Source organism: Schinkia azotoformans LMG 9581 (genome assembly GCF_000307855.1).
GTDB classification, from domain to species: Bacteria; Bacillota; Bacilli; order Bacillales; family Bacillaceae_J; genus Schinkia; species Schinkia azotoformans.
The window spans coordinates 36,305-61,323 of the sequence record NZ_AJLR01000121.1 but is presented as its reverse complement, the minus strand read 5'-3'; the positions used below and the strand labels follow the sequence as shown (position 1 = coordinate 61,323).

At 37.0% G+C, this 25,019-nt stretch carries 27 protein-coding genes; 1 reads left to right on the top strand and 26 read right to left on the bottom strand.

The window, feature by feature from the left end:
• Positions 1-133: 133 nt before the first annotated feature.
• The 21 genes from cccA to rpsU form a co-directional block, all read right to left on the bottom strand.
• The gene (gene cccA, locus BAZO_RS14385) at positions 134-502 is read right to left on the bottom strand and encodes a cytochrome c550 (RefSeq protein WP_003332337.1); all 369 of its coding nucleotides are present in this window, start codon (positions 500-502) and stop codon (positions 134-136) included.
• Between the two features lie 164 nt (positions 503-666).
• A complete protein-coding gene (locus tag BAZO_RS14380) occupies positions 667-1,218 on the bottom strand; it encodes a hypothetical protein (RefSeq protein ID WP_003332335.1) in 552 nt (183 codons plus the stop codon).
• 66 nt (positions 1,219-1,284) lie between these two features.
• The gene (gene rpoD, locus BAZO_RS14375) at positions 1,285-2,427 is read right to left on the bottom strand and encodes an RNA polymerase sigma factor RpoD (RefSeq protein WP_003332334.1); all 1,143 of its coding nucleotides are present in this window, start codon (positions 2,425-2,427) and stop codon (positions 1,285-1,287) included.
• A 28-nt stretch (positions 2,428-2,455) separates the two neighbouring features.
• On the bottom strand, positions 2,456-4,270 hold the full coding sequence (gene dnaG / locus BAZO_RS14370; RefSeq protein WP_003332333.1) for a DNA primase: 1,815 nt from the start codon (positions 4,268-4,270) through the stop codon (positions 2,456-2,458).
• Positions 4,271-4,679: 409 nt separating this feature from the next.
• Positions 4,680-5,510, bottom strand: a complete 831-nt coding sequence (locus tag BAZO_RS14365; protein WP_051015818.1) for a pyruvate, water dikinase regulatory protein — start codon at positions 5,508-5,510, stop codon at positions 4,680-4,682.
• A gap of 20 nt (positions 5,511-5,530) precedes the next feature.
• Positions 5,531-6,172 (bottom strand): transcriptional regulator CcpN, encoded by a 642-nt coding sequence (ccpN, locus tag BAZO_RS14360; protein WP_081585723.1) that lies wholly within the window; start codon positions 6,170-6,172, stop codon positions 5,531-5,533.
• A 150-nt stretch (positions 6,173-6,322) separates the two neighbouring features.
• Positions 6,323-7,069 (bottom strand): DNA repair protein RecO, encoded by a 747-nt coding sequence (recO, locus tag BAZO_RS14355; protein WP_003332330.1) that lies wholly within the window; start codon positions 7,067-7,069, stop codon positions 6,323-6,325.
• Positions 7,070-7,129: 60 nt separating this feature from the next.
• Positions 7,130-7,273, bottom strand: coding sequence for a YqzL family protein (locus BAZO_RS21840; protein WP_003332329.1), 144 nt, complete (start codon positions 7,271-7,273; stop codon positions 7,130-7,132).
• Between the two features lie 261 nt (positions 7,274-7,534).
• Positions 7,535-8,443: a GTPase Era gene (gene era / locus BAZO_RS14350; RefSeq protein WP_003332328.1), complete on the bottom strand. Its 909-nt coding sequence runs from the start codon at positions 8,441-8,443 to the stop codon at positions 7,535-7,537.
• Complete coding sequence (locus BAZO_RS14345) at positions 8,436-8,846, bottom strand: cytidine deaminase (protein WP_003332327.1); 411 nt, start codon at positions 8,844-8,846, stop codon at positions 8,436-8,438. The genes era and BAZO_RS14345 overlap by 8 nt, the downstream gene beginning before the upstream one ends.
• Positions 8,847-8,918: 72 nt before the next feature.
• Entirely contained in the window at positions 8,919-9,311 is a 393-nt protein-coding gene (locus tag BAZO_RS14340) for a diacylglycerol kinase family protein (RefSeq protein ID WP_003332326.1), read from the bottom strand.
• The gene (gene ybeY / locus BAZO_RS14335) at positions 9,289-9,753 is read right to left on the bottom strand and encodes an rRNA maturation RNase YbeY (RefSeq protein ID WP_003332324.1); all 465 of its coding nucleotides are present in this window, start codon (positions 9,751-9,753) and stop codon (positions 9,289-9,291) included. Before ybeY ends, BAZO_RS14340 begins: the two co-directional genes overlap by 23 nt.
• The gene (locus BAZO_RS14330) at positions 9,750-11,855 is read right to left on the bottom strand and encodes an HD family phosphohydrolase (RefSeq protein ID WP_003332323.1); all 2,106 of its coding nucleotides are present in this window, start codon (positions 11,853-11,855) and stop codon (positions 9,750-9,752) included. Before BAZO_RS14330 ends, ybeY begins: the two co-directional genes overlap by 4 nt.
• A gap of 134 nt (positions 11,856-11,989) precedes the next feature.
• Complete coding sequence (locus BAZO_RS14325) at positions 11,990-12,949, bottom strand: PhoH family protein (RefSeq protein WP_003332322.1); 960 nt, start codon at positions 12,947-12,949, stop codon at positions 11,990-11,992.
• 3 nt (positions 12,950-12,952) lie between these two features.
• On the bottom strand, positions 12,953-14,140 hold the full coding sequence (gene yqfD, locus BAZO_RS14320) for a sporulation protein YqfD (protein ID WP_003332321.1): 1,188 nt from the start codon (positions 14,138-14,140) through the stop codon (positions 12,953-12,955).
• A 17-nt stretch (positions 14,141-14,157) separates the two neighbouring features.
• Entirely contained in the window at positions 14,158-14,448 is a 291-nt protein-coding gene (yqfC, locus tag BAZO_RS14315) for a sporulation protein YqfC (protein WP_003332320.1), read from the bottom strand.
• Positions 14,449-14,525: 77 nt separating this feature from the next.
• Positions 14,526-15,080 (bottom strand): hypothetical protein, encoded by a 555-nt coding sequence (locus BAZO_RS14310; RefSeq protein WP_003332319.1) that lies wholly within the window; start codon positions 15,078-15,080, stop codon positions 14,526-14,528.
• Entirely contained in the window at positions 15,080-16,072 is a 993-nt protein-coding gene (gene floA, locus BAZO_RS14305) for a flotillin-like protein FloA (protein WP_003332318.1), read from the bottom strand. The genes BAZO_RS14310 and floA overlap by 1 nt, the downstream gene beginning before the upstream one ends.
• 3 nt (positions 16,073-16,075) lie before the next feature.
• Entirely contained in the window at positions 16,076-17,422 is a 1,347-nt protein-coding gene (locus BAZO_RS14300; protein WP_003332316.1) for an NfeD family protein, read from the bottom strand.
• A 321-nt stretch (positions 17,423-17,743) separates the two neighbouring features.
• Positions 17,744-18,187 carry a GatB/YqeY domain-containing protein gene (locus BAZO_RS14295; protein WP_003332315.1) on the bottom strand — a complete coding sequence of 148 codons (444 nt, stop codon included), beginning with the start codon at positions 18,185-18,187 and terminating at the stop codon, positions 17,744-17,746.
• A gap of 15 nt (positions 18,188-18,202) precedes the next feature.
• Entirely contained in the window at positions 18,203-18,376 is a 174-nt protein-coding gene (rpsU, locus tag BAZO_RS14290) for a 30S ribosomal protein S21 (RefSeq protein ID WP_003332314.1), read from the bottom strand.
• 240 nt (positions 18,377-18,616) lie between these two features.
• On the opposite strand from rpsU, the gene BAZO_RS14285 reads away from it, so the two are divergent.
• On the top strand, positions 18,617-19,549 hold the full coding sequence (locus BAZO_RS14285; RefSeq protein ID WP_003332313.1) for a Na/Pi symporter: 933 nt from the start codon (positions 18,617-18,619) through the stop codon (positions 19,547-19,549).
• 289 nt (positions 19,550-19,838) lie between these two features.
• On the opposite strand, the gene deoC is transcribed toward BAZO_RS14285, so the two are convergent.
• The 5 genes from deoC to dnaJ all read right to left on the bottom strand — a co-directional run bounded on the left by deoC (position 19,839) and on the right by dnaJ (position 24,913).
• The gene (gene deoC, locus BAZO_RS14280) at positions 19,839-20,510 is read right to left on the bottom strand and encodes a deoxyribose-phosphate aldolase (protein ID WP_039957612.1); all 672 of its coding nucleotides are present in this window, start codon (positions 20,508-20,510) and stop codon (positions 19,839-19,841) included.
• Positions 20,511-20,592: 82 nt separating this feature from the next.
• Positions 20,593-21,948, bottom strand: a complete 1,356-nt coding sequence (gene mtaB / locus BAZO_RS14275; RefSeq protein WP_003332311.1) for a tRNA (N(6)-L-threonylcarbamoyladenosine(37)-C(2))-methylthiotransferase MtaB — start codon at positions 21,946-21,948, stop codon at positions 20,593-20,595.
• Between the two features lie 4 nt (positions 21,949-21,952).
• The gene (locus tag BAZO_RS14270; protein ID WP_003332310.1) at positions 21,953-22,705 is read right to left on the bottom strand and encodes a 16S rRNA (uracil(1498)-N(3))-methyltransferase; all 753 of its coding nucleotides are present in this window, start codon (positions 22,703-22,705) and stop codon (positions 21,953-21,955) included.
• Between the two features lie 14 nt (positions 22,706-22,719).
• Entirely contained in the window at positions 22,720-23,667 is a 948-nt protein-coding gene (prmA, locus tag BAZO_RS14265; RefSeq protein ID WP_003332309.1) for a 50S ribosomal protein L11 methyltransferase, read from the bottom strand.
• A 124-nt stretch (positions 23,668-23,791) separates the two neighbouring features.
• On the bottom strand, positions 23,792-24,913 hold the full coding sequence (gene dnaJ, locus BAZO_RS14260; RefSeq protein WP_003332308.1) for a molecular chaperone DnaJ: 1,122 nt from the start codon (positions 24,911-24,913) through the stop codon (positions 23,792-23,794).
• Positions 24,914-25,019 lie beyond the last annotated feature (106 nt).

The window sequence follows — 25,019 nt, the reverse complement described above, 5'->3', positions numbered from 1 at the left end:
CAGCAATTCTTAGTTGACTTATCGTAGGGAGGAGACCTGAAGTTTGCTAAGCGATAGGCGCTAGAGCTAGACAATGATGTAAAAAAAGCTTTCTACCTTTAGTAGAAAGCTTTTGAATTCTATTAGTTACTAACTATTTTTGTTCTGCCAACCATGCAGCAATTACCTCAGCTTTTGCAGGGTCTACCATTCCTGCAGGCATAGCATTTTTTCCATTATTAATGATATTTGCAATCTCTTCAGCTGAAAGTCTGCTTCCAACGTCAGCTAATGCAGGTCCAACTCCACCTTCTAAGTTTTGACCATGACATGAAGCACAGCTTGCTTTTACCATTCCTTCTGGATCGTCTGCTGCTGGTGCTGCTTGTTCAGTAGCTTGTCCTTTTTCTTCTTGAGCTGCTAACATTTTGTCAGCATTGTTTAATCCCCAATAAGAAACAACGACCATTAAAATGATACCAAGAATAGCAATGGATGCTAATGGCATTAATGGATTTTTCATTTCATTTCCTCCTTATGTATGTAGTCCAATGTTTTACCTATTCTATTACAACACTTTATATTTTACTTTAAATAACTGTTTAGTGAAAGGGGTTCTGTTAAGTTTCACGAAAAAAAATCTATTTTTATACTAAAATAAGGTTATTTTGCTGAAATTTCTGATTTTTACAAGATAAAAGTATATGTAATCAAAAGAAGGGCGCCGGCAATTCCTGATATTGTTAAATATTTTAATTTTAGCCTGAAACCAAGGAACACCCAAAATAAGCAATTAAGTAAGATCATCAATATCAACCCGATTTGTGCGCCCAAAAAGATAGTTGAAATGGTGTTTACTGAACCTAAAAATAGAATCAATATACCAGTAATTAGGGCAATATGAAAAAAAACTGAATGGTTCTTCTTATAAAAGAAAACAGCACCACTAAAGCACATACCAACAAAGACAGTAATTAGGCCTATTTGCAAATCAATAGATAGTTCAGTAAAATATATTACAATAAACGTCAAAATGAGTAATGATATAATTAAAATATTGATTAATTGAAATATGAAGTCCTTTAATGAAAATGATTTTTTTTCAGTTACTTCTTGTCCTGTTTCTGAACCTTCTGTATATAAAGTTATTAGAAAGTCACAATATTGTTCCGGTAGTAAGCGGTGTTCTTTCCAGTACTTTATTTCTCTAAGAACAATATTTTTTCTTGCATCATCCATGCTTGGCCACCTCAAGACAAAAAATAGTTTACTTCATTATACATGAAGTAAACTATCATAAGTGCATTATTCTAGAAAATCTTTAAGCCGTTTACTTCGGCTTGGATGACGAAGCTTACGTAAGGCTTTTGCTTCAATTTGACGAATTCGTTCACGGGTAACGCCAAATACTTTACCAACCTCTTCAAGCGTCCGTGTTCTTCCGTCATCTAATCCAAAGCGAAGGCGTAATACATTTTCTTCACGATCAGTTAACGTGTCTAGGACGTCCTCAAGCTGTTCTTTTAGAAGTTCATAGGCAGCTGCATCTGATGGAGAAGTCGCTTCTTGATCCTCAATAAAATCACCTAAATGCGAGTCATCCTCTTCACCAATCGGTGTTTCCAATGATACAGGCTCTTGTGCGATTTTAAGGATTTCTCGAACCTTTTCAGGTGTCAGATCCATTTCCTCCCCAATTTCTTCAGGTGATGGTTCACGACCTAAATCCTGCAATAATTGCCTTTGGACCCGAATAAGCTTATTGATCGTCTCGACCATATGAACAGGGATACGAATTGTTCTTGCTTGGTCGGCAATCGCACGTGTAATAGCCTGGCGAATCCACCATGTTGCATACGTACTAAACTTAAACCCTTTTCGGTAATCGAATTTCTCAACAGCTTTAATTAGACCCATATTTCCTTCTTGAATTAGGTCTAGGAATAACATACCTCGGCCGACATATCTTTTCGCAATACTTACTACTAGTCTTAGGTTTGCTTCAGCAAGGCGGCGTTTTGCTTCCTCGTCCCCTTTTTCAATACGTTCTGCCAGTTGAATTTCTTCATCTGCTGACAATAAGTCTACACGGCCAATCTCTTTTAAGTACATCCGAACAGGGTCATTAATCTTTATTCCTGGCGGAACGGAGAGGTCATTTAAATCAAACTCTTCTTCTTTCTCAAGTTGATTAAAGCTTGGATCATCCTCGTCATTCTCATCCTCGTCCTCGTCTGACTGCCCGATTATATCAATACCTTTTTCACCTAGGTATTCATAAAATTCGTCCATCTGGTCTGAATCAAGCTCAAAAGCTGACAATCGCTCAGCTATTTCATCATAAGTGATTACTCCTCTTTTTTTCCCTTGTTGAATGACCTGCTCCTTCGCTTGGTCAAGTGTGATTTCTGTCTCTATATCTTTAGAACGAGCCCCTTTTTCAGCCATCAGTTCCCCTCCTTCCAGTAATTCCAACTTATTTCAAATTCTTCTTCAGCTCGATGATTTTCTTTGCAAGCTGTGCTGCTGTAATAATATCCTGTTGTTTTAATGCCTCTAACTTCTCTGTTTCGATATCTTTTATTTTTAACCATTTTGGATAATTCAACACCTGTTTAATGTAATCTGATAGTTCCTCATCGGAAATATTTATATTAATATTTAACATAGCAAGTTCAGATACAATTCTCCTAAGTTGTTCGTCCTCAATTCTTTGAAGAATGGCACCAACATCAGGAGCATTTCCTTCTTCAAAATAGCCATAAACAAATAGAGCTATAGCATTGTGAACATCTATGTTAAAAGAACAGCCTATTTGTTCTTTTACTTTTATAGTAATATCTTCACTTCTCAGCATATGGGCCAATAAAATACGTTCCGCATTATAATAGGCCGGTAAAAGCTTTTTTTTCGCCACTATTTTCTTTGTGTAGTTGTTATTATTATTTCGATTAAAAGCTGAAATATCCTTGTTTTTTCTCAATTTTCTATATATTTGATATTGTTCGCTTTTTAATGCATCCAATGAAATCGAAAACTCTTCTGATAGAGCTCTTAAATATCGGTCCCTTTCTACCGCTTTAGGAAGTAAACTTATTTCTTTTAGTACCTCTTCAATATAAGCAACAAGTTCTCCTTCATCTTGTAGATTTTTACCTCTTCGTAAAAACTCTATTTTAAATGCCATTAGTGTTAGGCTTGTTCCAATTACATTATTTTGAAAACTTTCGTATCCATATGTTCGAATATAGTCATCTGGATCAAAACCCTCAGGCATTTTTGACACTCTAACAGTACAACCGGCATTCGTTAAAACGCTCGCCGCACGATAAGCTGCATTGATCCCTGCACTATCTGAATCGTAGCAAATCGTCACGTTTTCGGCATTTCTCCGTATGATATTCGCTTGTTCATCTGTTAACGAGGTGCCTAATGAAGCAACTCCGTTTTCTACCCCCGCACGATGTGCAGCTATGACATCAACATATCCTTCAAAAAGGATCACCTGCTGCTTTTTGCGGATTTCCGGACGTGCAAGATGTAATCCGTATAATGTTTTACTTTTATTAAATATTTTCGTTTCAGGACTGTTTAAATATTTAGGCTCACCTTCATAGAGTATTCGGCCGCCAAATGCGATAGTCCTGCCCTGGTTATCCCATATTGGAAACATTATCCGATCACGAAACCGGTCAAAATAAGTCCCATCACTATCCTTTCTTACTATAAGGCCTGCCTTTGCCATCTCATGGAGATTGAAGCCTCTTTTTTCCAAAAATCTTGAGGCAACATCCCAAGTATTAGGTGCATAACCAATTTTAAATCTATTAATAACTTCCTCTGTAAAGCCTCTTTGCTGCAAATATTTGGTTGCTACAGTCCCCTCTTTTGTATTTACCAGCAAGTGGTGGTAAAATTTTTGTAATAGGTCGTGGGCCCGAAACATCTCAGCGTAATCAGGGGATTTTTCAGAGAAAGGACTTACCTCATTTTGAATAGGAAGATTAATATGTACTTTCTCAGCTAATGTTGCTGCAGCCTCCATAAAGGAGCAGTTTTCAATATTCATAAGAAACGAAAAAACATTACCTCCTGCCCCACAACCAAAACAATGATATATTTGTTTATCTGCGGAAACAGAAAAAGAAGGCGTTTTTTCGCCGTGAAAAGGACATAGACCGAAATAATTCCGACCTTGCTTTTTTAATTGGATATATTCACTAATTACATCAACAATGTCTACCTTATTTCTAATTTCTTCAATGGTTTCTTCGGGAATACGATTTCCCATCTAGCATCACCATATTTTCTACCTTTAATATTTATTCTATCTCCTTATTAAAATCCCCTTCAAATTTCGACATTTTTCTTAGAAATTTTTTATAAAATCTTTTCTAGTATTTCACCATCTTTCTTAATTCTACATCCCTCTATATATTCCTTCTTTAAATTAATTATTTTATAATTTTGATTTTTGTCGAAACGCTTGGGAATTATACTTTAGTCTTTCTAATATAGTTTATTCTTTCATTGTCAAGTATAAACCAAAAATTTTAATTTAATCACAAATTTTTATTGTAATATAAAGTTATTTAAATTTCTAGATATAAATCAAAAAAATATCTCAAGAATATCAAGCATTCATTATTCCATAAGCAATTATGATTGCTATATTGTACGAATGCATGACATTTTGAGATTTAAGACATTTTTTTAGCGTATAAATTTAATATTAAGTTTGCTGTTTCTTCTACGGCCTTGTTGGAAACATCTATTACTTCACAACCGATCTTTTTTACAAGGTTATCAAAGTACGATAGTTCCTCTTTAATTCGATCTAAATTAGCATAGCTGGCTGTGTCACTAAGTCCAAGCGATTTTAACCTTTCCTTGCGGATATTATTTAACTTTTCCGGCGTTATTTTTAAAGCAAAGCACTTTTCGGCCGGAATTTGGAATAATTCCTCTGGCGGCTCAACTTCAGGCACAATAGGGATGTTAGCAACCCTTAAACGTTTCAATGCTAAATATTGTGATAACGGTGTCTTTGATGTTCTTGACACCCCAAGAAGAACGATATCCGCTCTTAAAATTCCGCGCGGATCCCTACCGTCGTCATATTTTACAGCAAATTCAATTGCTTCGACCTTTTTAAAGTAATCTTCATCCAATTGGCGTACGAGTCCCGGCTCTTCTCGAGGCTTCTTATTATAGCTATCCTGCATCTGTTTAACCATTGGACCGATAATATCGACAGCAGGAACACCAACTTTCCCTGCCTCAGCAACTAAGAAATCCCGCATGCTAGGAACTACCAATGTAAAAGCAATGATAGCATTATTTTCTTTTGCCAAAGAGATCACTTCACTTAGCGTTCCAGTATCTTCAACATATGGGATTCGTTTCACATTTATTCCAAATGAATAAAACTGACTAGCAGCTGCTTTTACAACGAGCTCAGCCGTTTCCCCAACCGAATCAGATACAACATAAACATTGGCATTTTCCAAAATTCCTCCATTCCTTTCCATCTACTTATTGTTTGTGTATATTAGATGATTTCATCTTTTGCTATCTCTAATAGTACCTTTGTCATATTGGTTTTTGTCAACCTTCCAATAACTTCGTACCCTTTTCCTGAAATTTTAACAACCGGAACTGCATCGATTTGTTTTTCAATGATTTTTTCAGCTACATCGATTATTAAATCATCTTTTTGACAGAAAGTTATATTCGGCATTCTTGTCATTATTATATTCACAGGAATAGCCTCAAGGTTCGTTTTTCCAAGACTTGCACGTAATAAATCCTTTCTTGAAAGCACACCAACTAACATTGAGTTCTTGTCAACTACAAATAATGTACCAACATCCTCAAGGAACATTGTACATATAGCATCATAGACAGAAACACCTTCATCAACGACAACAGGCATGGATTGATATTGGTAAACTTGTAACTTTTTAACCTTTTCTGTCAATAATTGCGAACCAGTTTTTCCAGTATAAAAATATCCTACACGCGGACGCGCTTCTAAATAACCGGCCATTGTCAAAATAGCTAAATCTGGCCTAAGTGTCGCTCTAGTTAAATTTAATTGATCAGCTATTTGTTCACCTGTTATTGGACCGTTATCTTTTACAATTTGCAAAATTTTCTCCTGACGATTACTTAGTTCTATCGTACTCACCACCTTAAATCATAAAAACACTATATAAAAGAAAAAGGTAATATTTTAATTATAATATTGATATATTTATTATAGCTTAATTTGGATGATTGAGTAATAATATGCTTCATTAAAATTAAAAACTTAATAAATAGTATGTAACAATATCCTTTTTCAAGGTTTAAAACGATCAAGTTGGGTGAGAAAACGCTTAGATTTAAGATTCAATCCAGAATATTCATCATATAACGACGAAATCACGGTTTTTAGTTCTTTTTTAGTCGTGTCCTTAACAGAAATTTTTCCAAGACGATGCAAATCAAAGTAATAAAAAAGACGAAGTAACTTAAGCGTTGCTGGTGATATCTGAATCAGATTGGGATCAATATGGAAACAACGATGACATATAAAACCGCCTTCTCTAATCGAGAAGGCGAATTTTCCTTGCGTTTTTGAACAATGAACACATCCATCAAGTTTTGGATAAATACCTGCAATATTTAACATTTTCATTTCATATATATAAGTTAGTATTTCCAAGTCCATTCCTTCGTTTATATAATTTAAAGTTTGATACAGGAGTTCGAATAAAAATGGATTTGTCTTTTTTTCCTCTGTTAATTTATCGGTGAGTTCAACGATATAAGCAGAATAGGCCGACTTTTCCAGATCCTCTCTAAGTCCCCTAAAGGAATTAATGATTTCGCCTTGCTGTAAAGTCCCTAAACCGGTGCCCATTTGCACTAAAAAATGTCCATAAATAAACATTTGTGAAACGGACGTTAGCCTGCTTTGTGGCTTTTTGGCTCCACGTGCCATAACACCTATTTTACCCATTTCTCTTGTAAACAGGTTAACAATCTTATTTGTTTCGCCATAGTCAATCGTTCGGATGACAATCCCTTCAACTTTTCGCAGCAATTTTGACACCATCCACTATTTATTGATTCATAAATTCGCTTTCAAGAAGCGGTGCATGGGTCAAGATAAAGGAGAATCAGTTTGAATTAGCTCGTTAAAATTAATATCAGTAGTTTCTTGATATTCCCGTTCAATCTCTTTCATAAGAAGATACGTTTCCAAATTACCAGTTTGACTAAAGATTTTCCAGGTAAAATCTATCACAAGAAACCCCACCTTTTCAATTTTTTAGAAAGACACGACTTGCCGCCCACGATGGCGGAGTACCTAAAGGTATGACCTAAAGGCCCTCGATGTCCCTTCTTATACTGATAACCAACAAAAACATAAACTTATCAGTATAAAAACTAGCTTTTTTTACAACTCCCTAATATTAGCCTGACCTAACGATTACATTTAATGTAAGTGAAATTCTGTAAATTTAATGTCTAGCTCTAGCACCCAGCGAGTGCTTCCGCTTTTCGATCAATATTCATCTTCTCTAAAACCGAAGTCTCTTAGTTGATTTAATCTGTTCCGCCAATCTTTTTGGACTTTAACCCATAATTCTAAAAAGACTTTGGAACCTAATAACGCTTCTATATCAATCCTTGCCAATCGGCCGACCTCTTTCAACATCTTCCCTTGCTTGCCGATCACGATACCTTTCTGCGAGTCCCGCTCAACAATTATTGTTGCCGCAATATATACCGTATTCCCATCCCCGCGACGTTCCAATGAATCCATTACAACGGCAATCGAATGTGGAATTTCCTCGCGTGTTAAATGAAGCACTTTTTCACGTATAAGCTCGGTTATGATGAACCTCTCAGGATGGTCTGTCACTTGGTCAGCAGGATAATACTGCGGTCCATTCGGCATGTACTTTTCGATTTGTTCTAACAATGTCGTTACGTTATTTCCTTCAAGGGCTGATATCGGGATAATTTCCTTAAAAGGATACATTTCTTTGTATTGATCGATCAGCGTTATTAATTCATCAGGATGGACCTGATCTATTTTATTAATTACCAGAAAAACGGGTTGGTTGGTCTGTTTTAAACGCTCAATAATAAATTGATCGCCTTTTCCAAAACCTTCCACCGCATTGATCATAAATAAGATCAAATCAACTTCATTTAGCGTATTCTGGGCAACTTTCATCATAAAATCGCCAAGCTTATGTTTAGGTTTATGAATACCAGGTGTATCAATAAATATAATTTGACTATGGTCAGTTGTATAGACACCCTGAATTTTATTTCTTGTGGTTTGCGGCTTATCGCTCATGATTGCTATTTTTTGACCGATTACTTTATTTAAAAATGTTGATTTTCCTACATTTGGTCTTCCAATAATGGATACAAATCCTGATTTATAATTTTCATTACTCATGCATATCCTCCGCAGTAAAAGCACCCGGCAATAATTCCTGAACAGTAGTTTCAAAAATATCGCCTTTCAAATTTGTTAAATATACTGGCATATTAGGCGGGCAAAATTCAGCCATTACTTGACGGCATGCACCACAAGGCGGTACAGGACGTTCCGTATCAGCTACAACTGCAAGTGCCTTAAATTTTTTAATTCCTTCTGAATAAGCTTTAAATAGAGCAGTGCGTTCTGCGCAATTGGTTAATCCGTAGGAAGCATTTTCTATGTTACAACCTTTAATTACATCATCTTCTTCGGTTAAAAGGGCCGCTCCAACTTTAAATTTTGAATAAGGAACATAGGCCATCTCTCTTGCTTCTTTTGCTTTTTCTACGAGTGCGATTTTTGATATATCTTGTTTCATTTTCATTTCCTTTCGAAGTACTTTTATTTTACACTAACTTTTATTAAATTTCAGCAATAACAAAAGAATAATTTACAAAAGATTCAAAAACTTTAAAAATGGTATTGTAAAAATAATTAATCCTATGATAACAGATATAATTGCGAAAACAAAAACAGCTGCTGCAGCGGTGTCCTTAGCTTGTTTAGCTAAAGGCTTCATGTCCTTCGTGCATAAATCAACTGTTCTTTCGATTGCTGTATTGACTGATTCCAGACTAATAACGATTCCAATACACAGAAGGAGCAAGATCCATTCAATTTTAGAAACCGAGAAAAAATATGCTAAAAAAACAACAATACAGGCAACCGATAGGTGGATCTGCATATTTCGCTCTTTTTTTATAACATGTAATAATCCTTGGGTAGCATATTTAAAACTGGCCGCCAATCTTTTACGTTCTTTACCGATGGAGCCCATATTCATCTAATAGTTCCTTTTGTTTAGCAAACATTATTTGTTCATCTTCTTTTTCCATATGGTCGTAACCCAACAAGTGAAGAAAACCATGGATACTTAAAAACCCTAATTCTCTCATAAAGCTATGATTATATTCATTTGCTTGTTCAATCGTTCTTGGAATCGAGATAATGATATCACCTAGTATAGTAGGCAAATTTTCTCCCGTAATGGCAATCTCGCCTTCCCCCATTTCCTCCATCGCAAAAGAAATTACATCCGTTGGTTGATCCTTCATCCGGTAAGTACGATTAATCTCCTGTATTTCTTCATTATTAACAAAGGTAACAGATAGTTCAGCATCGGAGTTAATCCCTTCTTTTTCTGCTGCAAATTGCAGTAATTTCTCAATTTCTTTTTGCTGCTCCTCTAGGACATAATTATGGTCATCAATAAAATCAATAATCATTCTAACACCTCTACCTTTTTTACTTGTTTCTTATCAGGATTTTCTGGATACTCAATTCTTGAATGGAATATTCCTTTTAATGTTTCACACATTGATTTTGTAGCGATATCAAGCTCCTTTAAAGTGATATCACATTCATCGAACTGACCATCTTGGATTCGATCAGATAATATCTTTCGAACTAAATTCTCTACTTTTTGCATAGTTGGATTTGGCATTGACCGAACAGCAGCTTCGACACTATCAGCAATACCAACAATGACCGATTCCTTTGTTTGAGCCTTTGGTCCTGGATATCGGAAGTCTGACTCGATGACATTTTCCGATTGTTCCTTCGCTTTAAAATAAAAGTATTTTAATAATGTGGTACCATGATGCTGCTCACAAATATCAATGATTTCCTTCGGGATATTGTGTTCCCGGAGCAAATCTGCCCCATCATATGGGTGTGCCGTAATGATCGTCGTACTTAGTTGCGGCGAAATGTTATTGTGTGGGTTTTCCATGTTCATCTGGTTTTCAATATAGAAATGTGGTCGCTTTGTTTTACCAATATCATGATAATAAGCCCCCACTCTTGCCAAAAGCCCATTCGCCCCAATTGCTTCACATGCTGCTTCGGATAAATTAGCAACCATGACACTGTGATGGTAGGTCCCTGGAGTCTCAAGTAATATTTTACGTAGCAACGGATGATTTGGACTGGATAATTCAATTAATTGGACTGTAGATAGTATTCCAAACCATGCCTCAAAAACAGGCAACAAGCCTAACGTCAAGACCGCTGAGATAAAACCGGATAAAAACGCCAATAAAAAGTAGGTCCCAATCTCAATCCCTGTATAATGACCATTTCTAATCATAAACAAGGCTGCTATTACAACGATATTAACAACAGAAACATATAATCCGGCTTTTAATATTTTCGTACGGTAATGCCTTTCGTTAATAAAGATTATACCTGCAATTCCACTAATTAAAAAATAAATGCCGATTGAAAAATTAAATTTTCCAAGCATCTCAACATTAAAAATAAGACTGCTGCAGATTGCGAAAATGATACTTGAGATAGCTGCCAGCTTTTCATTAAGAAGTACCTTTATTAGCATCGGTGCCATCGCTACAGGGAAAATATAGCCTATTTCAGAAACAAGTTGGAATAAACTTATAACCTTCATTAATAAAATAGTTAATAAAAAAATTAAAATATAGATAATTCGTTGTTTAGGGTTAATACCATGAAGATATACAGCAATAATACTTGTTAAGGTTAAAGTAAATATGGCTAGTCCAATAAAAAGATTTGGATTTACTTTTTCATCTAAAAGACCAACAAGTTCGAGCTGTTTATACATTTCCCGGTCGATAACTTGTCCTTCTTTAACAAGGACTTGACCAGCCCTAATCTTTACAGGGCTTACTGCATCCATCGCTTCCTGTCTTTTACCTTCAGTCCCCTTTACATCATAAACGTAATTAGGGATGATTGCATATTGAGCAATTATAATCATGACCGTTTTTAAATTTTCAGGTAAATTTACTTTTTTTATTTCCTCTGAAACGATTTCCTTTTGCAAATCCTCTTCCCCGACCTTAATCGGCTGTGTCATAATTTGCTTTATTAATGTGATGGCTGTATTTTTTGCACTGTCCAGCTGCGAGGGTGAAGCCGCTAATAATGTTTCCAAATTAGTATTTGAAAGCTGCCCTTTAAGCTCTGATGGTATCAATTCGTTTAGTGTCGTTAATTTACTTTCAAGTATTTCGCTCTCTAATTCTTCTTTTTTAACAACGGTAACAGCATCAAAAATGGACGAAATAATTTCGACACGGTTTTCAGCGTAATCCGTTTTTAAAATATACTGATCTTCCACCTTCAAGGCTGCCTCTTGCTTTTTTTCCTCAGTTGCCTCGATATCCTCCACGGTTATCGGTGAAATAATATCCTTTTTAGCAACAGAAAAAAGACGGAGATCTAATTTTTCGGGTTGAATATTCGAATACATTGCCCCATATAAAACAATTGCAAGTATGGTAAAAAGAAAAGCTGAAAAAAACCTATTCTTTTGCATTTTTTCAAACCAAAGTTTTAAATTTTTCATCTTTCTCCTCAACTCCTAAAACAAATGGAAAAAAGGGCTGTCTCAACGGTGTCAGACCCCACATACTTACGATGTAGTTCTTTGGCATCCGCCGAGTGGATGCCAGACACCGTTGAGACAGCCCTCTCTGGGTCTTATCTTAGGTTTTCGTATGCATTTATAATTTTCTGTACTAATGGGTGCCGTACAACATCTGATTGTTCTAAATAAACAAATTCAATTCCTGATATATCCTTCAATATATCCCTTACGACGCTTAGTCCTGATTTAACTCCATTTGGAAGATCTACTTGGGTAATATCACCGGTAATTACCATTTTTGAACCAAAACCTAGTCTAGTTAGAAACATTTTCATTTGTTCTTTAGTTGTATTTTGTGCTTCATCTAAAATGACAAAGGAATCGTCTAGTGTGCGGCCGCGCATATAAGCGAGCGGCGCAATTTCAATTGTGCCTCTTTCAATTAATCTTGCAACTTGGTCTGCACCTAATACATCATGCAAAGCATCGTATAAAGGGCGCAGATATGGATCTACCTTTTCTTTAAGATCGCCTGGTAAAAAGCCGAGACTTTCCCCTGCTTCTACTGCAGGTCTTGTAAGAATGATCCGTTTCACCAGTCCACTCTTAAGTGCTGCAACAGCCATAACAACTGCAAGATATGTCTTGCCCGTTCCAGCAGGGCCGATTCCAAAAACTAAGTCATTCGCTTTAATCGCAGATATATATTTTCTTTGTCCTAATGTTTTTACACGAATAGATTTACCCTTCACATTTTTCGTAATTTCTTGCTCGTATAATTCTTCAAATTGATCGAGCATTCCTTTTTTACCCAAATCAATAGCGTACACTACATCACGTTCGGAAATGCTCGCTCCTTTCCTAATCACCTTAAGCAGGGCCATAAGAACTATTTCTGCAAGCTGAAGTGCTTCAGCGTCACCCGATACGCTTACTGATTCTCCTCTTGTGACAATAAAAAGCTGAAGCTTTTCTTCCATTATTTTTAAATTCCGATCCTCAGTCCCAAATAAAGATAGAGCTTCATTTAAAGTCTGTAGTTGTATGTTGATCGTTTTAAAATTTTCTTGCATTATTTAGTCTCCTTGAATTATAGGTTGTGGTGAGGCGATATTTTCTATAACCTGGTAGTGTATCATTAATTTAACTTTACCATTGTCTAATGTCTGGTGCAAAACATTTTCTCCTTTTATAACTGCTTCTTCTCCAAGTTTTGCCTTTAAATCATTTCTTGCTGTCTTTTTCCCAATTAAAATGGCGGATTGTTTATCATATTTTCTAATATGTTCTTCTTCTTCGCGAATGATTTGTTTTCGATATACGATGGGTAAATCCCATCTTAAAAATTGAACTTGTTTATCTAAATTCTCTGTCTTATAAGTTTTATATTCAATCTTTTTAAATCCCCATAATGGGATATTCAATTTAAAAACCTCAAGGGAATACTTTGTCATACTTTCTCCGGTAAATACATTAAAGACCGTTTCTAAAGGCACAGTAATATGAGACTTGTACCAAATTTCGCCAAAAACCTTACCCTTAGCAGGAATAATCTGAGTATTCCCTTCCTTGCCAATAATCCCTGAAACGAGAATTTTACCGGGTTTCACAAAATCATTGATCTTTATAATAGGTTGTCCTTGTTCGACAAAATAATCATAAATTACAGCCTTTTTATTCGCTACTAGATGCCTTGGGCTAAGTAATTCAGGCTCTTCAGCGACTTTTTTCTCAACTACCTCAAAATGATAGGCCGTGCCGCTTAATTTAACTCCTACCCATGTAATCGAAGACATTCTTTCCATCAGTTCACCCTGGATATCTTCGTTACTTGGAAGGGAAAAATGAAGTTTTCCCCGTTTTATACCCATTGATGAAAGTTCTTTTCTCATATCATGCTCAATCTTTGGGTTTGCCCCTGTTATTTCAATATTCCAAATCATATTGGACAAAAGCAATGTAATTATAAAAGCAATGGCAATACCAATAATAAACCCGCTATTAGACATCATTTTCTTTACTAAAAAAGGCCAACCTAAGCGACCGATGAACTCCAGCCTACAGCCGCTCTTTCGGATAATCCTTCTGAGTTTATGTATATCCTCTAATCTCAAATAGCCCGTAACCGATGTAATACCTTGCCTTTTCAAATTCCAAATATATACATCCGCTCTGACACAATTATTTAAAAAAGGTTCTATTAGTCTGCCGGTCACTTTAATTTTGACATAGCCTGAAAAATAGCTGGTCCATTGATTTTTCATTACATAGATCTCCTTCCTTATTTTCCGGGTTCGTCCAAATATAATACTTGAGCTATTTTACCTTCGAGTAAGATCTCTTCAGGAAGCATTGTTCTAAGTACAAATTGTTCCCCTTTAATCAATAGCTGACCTTGCTTTAGCAACAAGCGCAGTTCTGTATCCGAAAACTGAAGTAATCCCCGATGATTTTCTATATATATATGAATTTGTCCGATCATCGTAATCCTTGGGAGATCCATCATTACATCGGCGGGTAGTTCCATATTTTGTGTTATCCATCTTTTAATTTGTTGTCTAAACTTTTTCATTAAGAGACCCCCCTCTCCTTTCATGTTTATGAACAAACAGTGATTTTTAGCACCAAAAAAGAGGTTAAGCACAATGCTTAACCTCTTTTTAAATAGGAATATGAATGTTTTTTTCTTGCCCTTGGTGGTCCAAGAATTTCTCCCCAAATCACACCTTCAATGACTTTCTTTCTGTTCATTTCTTTCATATTGATCGCTTGCTGTCTAATTTCTTTCGGGGCAGCGGTATTTTTATTTACATATTCGAAGCGTGTCTTTACTTTTTCGATATCAGGCATCACTTCTTCGGCGGATATTATAGCGGTTTCGAATTCCGGCTTTTTTATTTCAGCTTGATACACTGTTGGTTGTTGCTTTTGATTTTGATCCTCTATGTGTTTTGTACTTTCGCCCAATAAATCATCAAGCTGTGGGATAAAAGGTTTAACCCTTTTATCCTTTGCCGGTTGATACCGTTTTTCATCTCGGGTTTGAATTGGAGTCGGAGTTTGTTTTCTGTTTTGATTTCGATTTTGATTTCGGCGGTTGTTATTTTGGTTTTCATTAGCTCGTTTCAAAAAGCTGATGACCCCGCCAATTATCACGATAATGAAAGCGAGATTTCCGAATATAAGATCAAAAAGCGCCTCCATTATTTCATTCCTTCTTCATCATCTTTAGAAATTTTGCCGATTGAATTTCTCATATCTGTATCAGCATCAATATTTCTAAAGTTCATATAATCCATAACACCAATATTACCTGATCGTAGTGCCTCAGCCATAGCAAGTGGTACTTGGGCTTCTGCTTCAACAACCTTCGCTTTCATTTCTTCGACTTTCGCCCTCATCTCTTGTTCTTGAGCTACAGCCATTGCACGGCGCTCTTCAGCCTTGGCTTGAGCAATCTTTTTATCCGCTTCAGCCTGGTCTGTTTGTAAACCAGCACCAATATTTTTACCGATATCAATATCTGCAATATCAATAGACAAGATTTCGAACGCTGTTCCGGCATCAAGTCCTTTTGTCAGAACGGTTTGTGAAATCATATCAGGATTTTCTAATACTTTTTTATGATCGGTTTGACTACCGATTGTTGATACTATACCTTCGCCAACACGAGCAATAACCGTTTCTTCACCAGCACCACCGACTAAACGATCAATGTTGGCGCGAACTGTAATTCTCGCTTTGGCTTTAACCTCAATTCCATCCATGGCAACCCCTGAGATAAATGGTGTTTCAATAACCTTAGGATTAACACTCATTTGCACAGCTTCTAATACATCACGGCCAGCAAGATCGATGGCAGCCCCACGTTCAAAAGTAAGTTCAATATTCGCACGGTGGGCTGCAATCAATGCATTAACAACCCGGTCAACATTACCACCAGCAAGATAGTGACTTTCTAATTGATTTGTACTTAAATTCAGACCTGCTTTTACCGCTTTAATCAATGGATTAATCACACGGCTTGGAATAACTCGACGTAACCTCATTCCAATTAATGTAAAGATGCTGACTCTTACACCTGAAGCTAACGCGGAAATCCAAAGCATAACAGGAACAAAGGTAAATAATACTGATAGTGCGATAATAATTAGTGCAATGATTAACAATAAAAAAATGGTACCTTGTGTTATCATATCCTATTCCTCCACTTCCTTTTTAATTTCTCGAACAACAATTCTAGAGCCTTCTACCTTTATTATTTTCACTTTTATATTACTGCTAATAAAACTACCTTCTGTTACAACATCGACTCGTTCATCATTGAAAACAGCCGTACCAGATGGACGAAGCGGTGTTACAGTGGTTCCCTCTAGTCCAATCAAATCTAAACGATTTTGGTTAGATACATACCCTTGCTCACTGCTTGTTGAATCAAAAAGAATAATTCTCCTAAAGATCCCTTTCTCATACCCAAAACGCCTAAATAAAATGACAGAAGCAATTATAGTTACAAGAATGGCAATTAATATTGAAAAAATCATATGGCTAATATTCTCCGCAGCAAGTAATAAACTTGTTATGATAGAAAGTACACCTAAGAGTCCCATAATTCCTCCTGGAACAAAAAACTCAAGTACAATAAGTATAATACCAATGATTACCAATATAATCGATTCCATACCTGCTAACCCCGCTATCATATGGCCATAAAAGAATAACAACAATGAAGATAAACCCATTATTCCTGGTACCCCAAAGCCTGGACTATATAACTCAATGACCAAACCAAGGCTTCCAATAGAAAGTAAAATTGGGACAACGATCGGGTTCGTTATAAAACGAGCTAACTTTTCTGCAAAGCTTTCTTCCATTTGTTGAATGGTTGCCCCAGACAAACCTAAGTAATCGAGCAACTCTGCTCTTGTACTTACAATTTTCTCAGCGTAGCCAACCTCTATCGCCTGTTCTGCCGTTAGTGTTAAAAACTCGCCTTTTTTTACCCCGAATTTAGGTATTTCAACATTTTCATCAGCCATTGCTAGTGCATATATCGGATCACGATTATTTAATTCCGCGGAAGCCTTCATTTCCGCTAACCACATAGACTCAGCTTTTTTACCGGCAGTATTACCTTGTTGATCAATTATTCCTGCTGCCCCCATCGTTGAATGAGGTACCATTACAATTTGATTGGCATTCAGCGCTAGATAAGCACCTGCAGATAAAGCACTTTTATTTATGAATGCTGTGGTTGGTATTTCTGTCTCTCGCAAAGACTTCGCAATATCTAAGGCCGCATCGACTACACCACCAGGAGTGTTCAATTCAAACACAATATGACTCGCCCCGATTTTCTCCGCCTCTTCGATGGAACGATTAAGAAAGGCACCTAGTCCCTGTTCCACTGTTTTTTCAACAGGTACAAAATATACAATCTTTTCAGATTTAGCCTGTACAGGAAATACTTGTGGTAGAAGAATGAATAGAGTAAATAGAGCAAAAGTAATGATTATAGCTTTCTGTATAAAGGTTTTTGACCGCAAATATAAACCTCCCCTCTAAAAATCAAATGCGCCCTGACGTATTTGTGCCCAGATTTTTTCGAGCTTGCTCGAAAAACTACCTCTAAAAATCTGAGGCATCCGCCGGAAGCTTTAACTTTATTCAGTACTGAATAAAGTTATAAATTGTTCTCATGTATGTATTACGGATTAGTTCCTAAAAAGGTTTCAATTCAAAGATATAAAAAGATATAAAATTAAAAGGGACTGTTCCAAAACTTATCAACGACCACATACCATAATGATGGTATTTCATCTGTGGTTGTCAGATAAAATTTTGATACAGCCCCTTATTTGAAAGTATTATGACAAATGTTTAAGGACGAGGCGATTTACTAATGTACCATCAGCTTTGCCTTTTACTTTTGGCATGATCGCACCCATAACCTTGCCCATTTCAGCTTTGGTTGAAGCTTTTATTTCAGAAATTGTTTGTTTGACGATTTCCTCCACTTCTTCTTCTGTTAGCTGTTCAGGCATATAAATCATTAATATTTCAATTTCAGCTTTAAGTTTATCAGCTAAGTCGCTGCGACCAGCATTTTCGAACTCAAGGAGGGAGTCTTTACGCTGTTTTAATTCGCGGTTTAAAACAGTAAGCTCTTCTTCATCAGATAAGTCATGACCAAGCTTTATTGCTTCGTTCTGAAGAGCAGCTTTTACCATACGGATAACAGATAATTTTTCTTTATCTTTATCTCTCATCGCTTGCTTCATATCGTCAGTAAGACGCTCAAGAAGACTCATAAATAACACCCTCTCTTAAAACTTACGCTTTCTTGCAGCCTCTGATTTTTTCTTACGTCTTACACTAGGTTTCTCATAAAATTCACGCTTCCTAGCTTCAGAAAGTGTTCCATTTTTAGAAACGGATCTTTTGAATCGACGAAGAGCATCCTCAAGTGATTCATTTTTACGAACGCGAGTCGTTGACATAACTATTTCCCTCCCTCCGAAAAACCAATAACACCTGACATGTTTTAAAGAATCTATTACTTTTTTAAAAGACATGTCTTTTGCCATTATATAATAAGGATGTGCCTTTTTCAACTATTAATATTTATTTCAAATGTTTCTAACAGTTTTACGTCTGCAAATTTTGACCTTTGTCGAAAAGTAAAAGTCATGTCCCATGCATCCTGTCCATACAATGGGTGATGAGGATGGTGACTTGGTATGATTAATATTATTACTCAATTTGCAATTTTTATTGCAATTTTTTTATATGGAATGACTGTTATGAGAATTGGCCTTTATAATCTTTCTCACAAAAGGCTAAAGCAAGTATTGGTGAATATGACGAGCACACCATTAAAAGGCATGATTATTGGGACGCTCATTACAGCCGTTTTGCAAAGCAGTTCTGCCGTAATGGTTATTACGATCGGCTTTATTGCGGCTGGATTGTTAACATTTAAGCAATCCATCGGCATTATTCTTGGGACAAATATCGGGACAACAATCACAACTGAATTTATCACTATTGATCTAATATACCACGCAATCATGCCTTTATTATTGATAGGGGCGCTTTTATTATTTACCAGAAAACTGCTTTCTTTTAATATTGGCGCAATATTATTTGGACTTGGCTGCCTTTTCGTAGCGATGAATGGGTTTGAAACACTAGCAAAGCCTCTTTCAACGATTCCCGTTATTCACTCATCAATTGAGTTATCAAACGAAAATAATTTAATAGGTGTTGGATTAGGTACATTATTGACCGCCGTTATTCAATCCAGTTCAGCTACAACAGGCATCATCATGGGCTTTATGAGCGAAAATTTAGTAACGCTATCTTCAGGAATTGCCATTGTTCTCGGCGCTAACATTGGGACGTGTGTGACAGCCTTTATTGCAAGTATAGGGGCGAATGTTGAGTCAAAGTTAGCGGCTTATGCACATATTTGGTTAAACGTCTTTGGGGTTATTTTATTTTACCCTTTTATAAAATTCCTGGGTGCCGCTGCTGCAATGGTAACTAGTCTGCCAGATGTACAGCTTGCCCATGTTAGTGTGATATTCAATGTTCTGTCTTCGATTATTGCTTTGCCGCTGGCAGGATTGTTGGCGAAGTTTATTTTGAGGATGCATGGGAAGCAGGCGTAGGTGAGTGCGGCCTCCTGTTATCTACCATTAATTATGAGCCCGAAACCATTTGGTGAGGATAAAATTGATTTTTCTACTATCAAACGCTGGGCTGGAGTCGTTTTGTAAGGATAAACATGAGTTTTCTATCATCAAACGTGGGGTCAAAACGGTTTCGTGAGGATAAATGCAAGGTATCTACCATCAAACACGGAACCAAAGACGTTTCGTGAGGATAAACGCAAGGTATCTACCATCAAACGTAAGCATCAGGCTGTTTGATGGTAGATATTTTTTGTTCTTCCATTAATTAATAGTTTGCATCAGATTGCTCACCTTTTACGATCGCTATTCCTGCACTGGCTCCAATTCTTGTCGCACCGGCTTCTATCATTTGAAGTGCTCCTTCACGGTCACGGACACCGCCAGAAGCCTTTACTCCGATGTTAGGGCCTGCGGTTTCACGCATAAGCTTAATATCCTCAACCGTTGCACCGCCTGTTGAAAACCCAGTAGAGGTCTTAACATAATCAGCACCTGCTTTAACTGCAAGCTTGCAAGCTCGAACCTTTTCTTCCTGTGAAAGGAGACTTGTCTCAATAATTACCTTAACTAGTGCTTTCCCACTAGCGGCTTCAACAACGGCACGAATATCTTGTTCAACTAATTCGTCATTTTGATCTTTTAGGGCACCGATATTAATAACCATATCAACTTCAGTAGCACCTTTTTCAATTGCATCCTTTGTTTCAAATGCTTTTGTTTCTGAGGTAGAAGCCCCTAATGGAAACCCGATGACAGTACACACCTTTACTTCCGAACCTTTAAGTCGTTCAGCTGCTGTTTTGACCCATGCTGGATTTACGCAAACTGAGAAAAAGCCATATTCCTTCGCCTCATCACACAGCTTTACGATTTGTTCCTTTGTTATATCTGCTTTTAATGCAGTATGGTCGATCATTTTTGCAATATTAACAGTCATTAAACCCAATCCTTTCATATCAGCAATTAAAAACAGCAAGATAAAATTTCTACCTTGCTGTTATCATCTCTTAATTCTATTATTACCCTATTTTCACTTTTTCTTCAATCTCGTCCGAAACGACACTCACAAATTCACCTTCGCTGTACGGGTAGCCGACCTGCGTAATTTTTACTTTTACGATTTGACCAATCATATCCTCTTTACCAGGGAATACTACTTTTAAATAGTTGTCAGTATAGCCAACGTAAAGGTCGGTGCGGTCCGGTCCTTCTGTAAATTGCTCTTCTGGAATTACCTCTAAGATATCGCCTTCGTAATTAGATGCATATTCTTTTGCTAATTGGTCTGATAATGATATTAGTCGGTGAACTCTATCATTTTTAATCTCTTCATCCACTTGGTCCTCCATACGTGCGGCAGGAGTACCTGTGCGTTTAGAATATGGGAATACATGCAATTCAGCGAATTTATTATCACGGATTAAATTATAGGTTTCCATGAATTCCTCTTCTGTTTCGCCAGGGAATCCAACAATCACGTCTGAAGTAACAGCTAATCCTGGAAGTGCTTCTTTCAAACGATTAAGACGATCTACATAGAATTCTGTTGTATATTTACGACGCATCCGTTTTAACACGGAATCAGATCCAGATTGCAATGGAATGTGTAAATGGCGGACAATCTTTTCTGATTTATCAAGAACGTCAATCACTTCATCCGTAATTTGGCTAGCTTCAATAGATGAAATACGAATACGTTTTAAGCCGACAACCTTTTGGTCCAATTCGCGAAGAAGCATTGCAAAATTATAATCCTTCAAGTCCTCACCATATCCACCTGTATGGATGCCTGTTAAGACAATTTCTTTATAGCCAGCATCCACTAATTGCTGTGCTTGTTTAACAACATCTTCTGGCATTCGAGAACGCAAAAGCCCACGAGCCCACGGAATGATACAGAAAGTACAGAAATTGTTGCACCCTTCTTGAATCTTTAATGATGCCCGAGTTCTATCTGTAAACGCTGGAACATCTAGTTCCTCGAAAACTCTTGCTTTCATGATATTGCCTACACCGTTGATTGGCTCACGATTCTTTTCATATTGACGTACATAATCAAGCAATTTTACACGGTCTTGTGTACCGATTACGATATCCACACCTGGAATATCTAAAATTTCAGCTGGTGCTGTTTGTGCATAACATCCTGTTACAGCTACAACAGCATCAGGATTTTTGCGGATTGCTCGTCTAATAATTTGACGACTTTTCTTATCACCTGTATTTGTTACAGTACATGTATTAATAATATAAACATCTGCTATTTTCTCGAAATCTGCACGTTCATAGCCAGCTTCTTGAAATAGCTGCCAGATCCCTTCTGTTTCATAATGATTTACTTTACATCCTAATGTATGGAAAGCCACTGTTGGCATATGATCACCCCAATAATTCAGTATGGTAGGAAACAGCTGCTAGTAGATATAGAGGGGCTGTTTCTGTTCTTAATATTCTTTGACCAAGACTACAGGATATAAACCCATTGTTCCGTAACTCAGAAACTTCTTCTTCCGTTAGACCACCTTCCGGTCCAATAACAGCTAGTAAGGAATCGCCCCCAGCTAATTTTGACAAAACAGAAAAAAGATTGCTCTTTTCACTAAGCTTTGCGTCTTCCTCATAAGCTACAATTTTATATGTGTAATTTTTGCTTTCATTTAAAAGAGTCTTAAAGTTTACTGGCTCATTTATTTCCGGAACTTTAGTACGATGGGATTGCTCCGCCGCTTCTTTTGCTATTTTCTCAAGCCGTTCAACCTTTTTTCTCCCCTTTTTTTCATCCCACTTCACAATAGAGCGCGATGCAAAAAAGGGCAGAAAACGATGGGCACCCATTTCTGTTCCTTTTTGTACGACTAGCTCCAATTTATCACCTTTTGGTAAGCCCTGTGCAATTGTTACAAATACAGGCAGTTCCTTATTCTCATCTATCCATTCTACTATAGAGGCGAAACATAAGTCATCAGTAATTTCTTGGATTTCACAGCGGGCTACTTGTCCATCTTCCGAGCAACAAATAATGTTTTCTCTAGGCTTCATCCTCATGACTCGTGATATGTGATGGGCATCTTCACCGCTAATCTCTATTTTATTCTCTGTTATTTGATCATTTTTCACAAAATATCTTTGCACAGGCTCTCACCTTCTTACTGGTCATTATTATTTTTTGAAATAATTGCTACCCAATCTTCAATTTGCAAAATCTCTTCAATAGTAAACCCGGCCTTTTCTAGGTTACCCACGATATCATCCTGCTTGCTTTTAATGATCCCGGATGTGATGAACAGTCCATCTTTTTTCAACCTTTTAGCTGCATCATCAATAAATAGCAAAATAATTTCCGCCAAAATATTAGCAACAATCACATCTGCTTTTCCGCTGATATTTTCCAATAGATTGTTCTGCCTCACTTCTACAATATCATCGGTTTGATTAAGTTCAACATTCATCTTGGCACTGTTGACGGCAACTTCATCAAGGTCGTAGGCATCTACCTTTCTTGCTCCCAATTTAGCAGCAACAATACTTAGTACACCTGACCCGGTACCCACATCAATAACATGTTCCCCTTTTTGAATGACCTTTTCAAGCGCTTGAATGCACATAACCGTTGTTGGATGGGTTCCTGTTCCAAATGCCATCCCAGGGTCAAGTTCAACGATGATTTCATCCGACTGTTCCGGTTCATATTCCTCCCAGGTTGGAACAATCGTTACCTTCTCGGAAATTTTAACTGGATGATAATATTTTTTCCATGCAGTTGACCAGTCTTCTTCATTTACTTCAATAATCTCAACTGTATTAAAGCCAAGATCAATTCCGTAATGGGTAAGGTTAGTAACCGCTTCTTTAATAGATTCCACCGTTTCGCTAAAGCTGCTTGTTACAGGTAGATAAGCTTTAACAATTACACCTTCTTCGGGATAATCGTTTGGATTAAGAGCATAGATTTCGCCAAATTGCTGTTCTCTCACTTTGTTTAGGTCGGCTGGATCTTCAATTGCTACTCCGCCGGCACCTGCTTCATGCAAAATATTAGAAATTGGCTCTACAGCCTCTTGTGTTGTATGTATACTCATTTCAGACCATTTCATCTTTTAAACACTCGCTTTTTATTTGTTTAAAGGCTATTTCAAAGGTGTCTAACATCCATACAGGATACTACAGATTTTCCATGTTTGATGTGATGTTTAACACAATTTGAAATAGCCTCAATTGTTATCCTTTAAATGCTCTTTTTACTTTAGCAAAAAAGCTATCCTCATGTTCGGCTGGAGCTTCATCACCAGTAAGTTCTGCTAATTCGCGGAACAACTCTTTTTGACGATTACTTAGCTTTGTCGGTGTAACAACACGAATTTTAATATGTTGATCACCTTGACCATAGCCCCTTACATTCGGAACCCCTTTGCCTCTTAGTCGGAAGTTGGTGCCCGTTTGTGTACCCGCAGGAACTTTTAATTTCACCTTGCCATGAAGGGTTGGAACTTCAATTTCATCGCCAAGCGCTGCTTGAACAAAAGTAATTGGCATTTCACAATAAATATCATCACCATCACGTTCAAAAAACTCATGTGGCTTCACATGGAAGACAACATATAAATCCCCTGAAGGCCCTCCATTAATACCTGGTTCCCCTTGACCGGAAACACGCATTTGTTGGCCCTCATCAACGCCGGCAGGAATTTTTACGTGAATTTTTTTACGTTTCTTAACCTTTCCTGAACCTCCACATGTAGAACACTTGTCTTTAATCATTTTTCCAGTACCATTACAATAATGGCAGACACGGCGATTGACAATACGACCAAATGGTGTATTTTGTTCCACATTCAATTGACCTGAACCATTACAATGTGAGCACGTTTCAGGTTTAGTGCCTGGTTTCGCACCACTGCCATGACAGGTGTCACATTCTTCTTCCTTTGGAATCTCTAAATCTGTTTCTTTTCCAAAGGCCGCTTCCTTAAAATCTAATGTCATTGTATATTGAAGGTCAGCACCTTGCCTTGGGGCATTCGGGTCACGTCTTCTTGATCCTCCCCCACCAAAAAACATATCAAAAATATCACCAAATCCTCCAAAGTCGGCGCCTTCGAAACCGCCAAAGCCACCTTGGTTCGGATCCGCATGACCAAATCGGTCATAACTTGCCCGTTTCTGATCATCACTTAAAACCTCATATGCTTCTGCAATTTCTTTAAACTTTTCAGTAGCGTCCGGTTCTTTGTTCACATCTGGGTGATATTGTCTTGCAAGCTTACGATATGCCTTTTTTATCTCATCTTTAGAGGCATCCTTCGCCACTCCGAGGACTTCATAATAGTCTCGTTTACTCATATCATATCCACTCCCAAAAATCCCGTTCTATTCTTATCTGCATAACGATTATGATAACATTTTTAAACTACACTATGCAACTTTACAAACTTTGACAATAAAAAGG

Coding starts and splice junctions, on each gene's coding strand:
- rpoD (WP_003332334.1), bottom strand. CDS start 2,427: ATGGCTGAAAAAGGGGCTCGTTCTAAAGATATAGAGACAGAAATCACA.
- BAZO_RS14380 (WP_003332335.1), bottom strand. CDS start 1,218: ATGGATGATGCAAGAAAAAATATTGTTCTTAGAGAAATAAAGTACTGG.
- rpsU (WP_003332314.1), bottom strand. CDS start 18,376: ATGTCAACGACTCGCGTTCGTAAAAATGAATCACTTGAGGATGCTCTT.
- prmA (WP_003332309.1), bottom strand. CDS start 23,667: ATGAAATGGTCTGAAATGAGTATACATACAACACAAGAGGCTGTAGAG.
- yqfC (WP_003332320.1), bottom strand. CDS start 14,448: ATGAAAAAGTTTAGACAACAAATTAAAAGATGGATAACACAAAATATG.
- dnaJ (WP_003332308.1), bottom strand. CDS start 24,913: ATGAGTAAACGAGACTATTATGAAGTCCTCGGAGTGGCGAAGGATGCC.
- deoC (WP_039957612.1), bottom strand. CDS start 20,510: ATGACTGTTAATATTGCAAAAATGATCGACCATACTGCATTAAAAGCA.
- BAZO_RS14365 (WP_051015818.1), bottom strand. CDS start 5,510: ATGGAAAGGAATGGAGGAATTTTGGAAAATGCCAATGTTTATGTTGTA.
- ybeY (WP_003332324.1), bottom strand. CDS start 9,753: ATGATTATTGATTTTATTGATGACCATAATTATGTCCTAGAGGAGCAG.
- BAZO_RS14310 (WP_003332319.1), bottom strand. CDS start 15,080: ATGGAGGCGCTTTTTGATCTTATATTCGGAAATCTCGCTTTCATTATC.
- BAZO_RS14345 (WP_003332327.1), bottom strand. CDS start 8,846: ATGAAACAAGATATATCAAAAATCGCACTCGTAGAAAAAGCAAAAGAA.
- BAZO_RS14330 (WP_003332323.1), bottom strand. CDS start 11,855: ATGAAAAATTTAAAACTTTGGTTTGAAAAAATGCAAAAGAATAGGTTT.
- dnaG (WP_003332333.1), bottom strand. CDS start 4,270: ATGGGAAATCGTATTCCCGAAGAAACCATTGAAGAAATTAGAAATAAG.
- cccA (WP_003332337.1), bottom strand. CDS start 502: ATGAAAAATCCATTAATGCCATTAGCATCCATTGCTATTCTTGGTATC.
- floA (WP_003332318.1), bottom strand. CDS start 16,072: ATGATAACACAAGGTACCATTTTTTTATTGTTAATCATTGCACTAATT.
- BAZO_RS14285 (WP_003332313.1), top strand. CDS start 18,617: ATGATTAATATTATTACTCAATTTGCAATTTTTATTGCAATTTTTTTA.
- mtaB (WP_003332311.1), bottom strand. CDS start 21,948: ATGCCAACAGTGGCTTTCCATACATTAGGATGTAAAGTAAATCATTAT.
- BAZO_RS14295 (WP_003332315.1), bottom strand. CDS start 18,187: ATGAGTCTTCTTGAGCGTCTTACTGACGATATGAAGCAAGCGATGAGA.
- yqfD (WP_003332321.1), bottom strand. CDS start 14,140: ATGAAAAATCAATGGACCAGCTATTTTTCAGGCTATGTCAAAATTAAA.
- BAZO_RS14340 (WP_003332326.1), bottom strand. CDS start 9,311: ATGAATATGGGCTCCATCGGTAAAGAACGTAAAAGATTGGCGGCCAGT.
- BAZO_RS14325 (WP_003332322.1), bottom strand. CDS start 12,949: ATGCAAGAAAATTTTAAAACGATCAACATACAACTACAGACTTTAAAT.
- era (WP_003332328.1), bottom strand. CDS start 8,443: ATGAGTAATGAAAATTATAAATCAGGATTTGTATCCATTATTGGAAGA.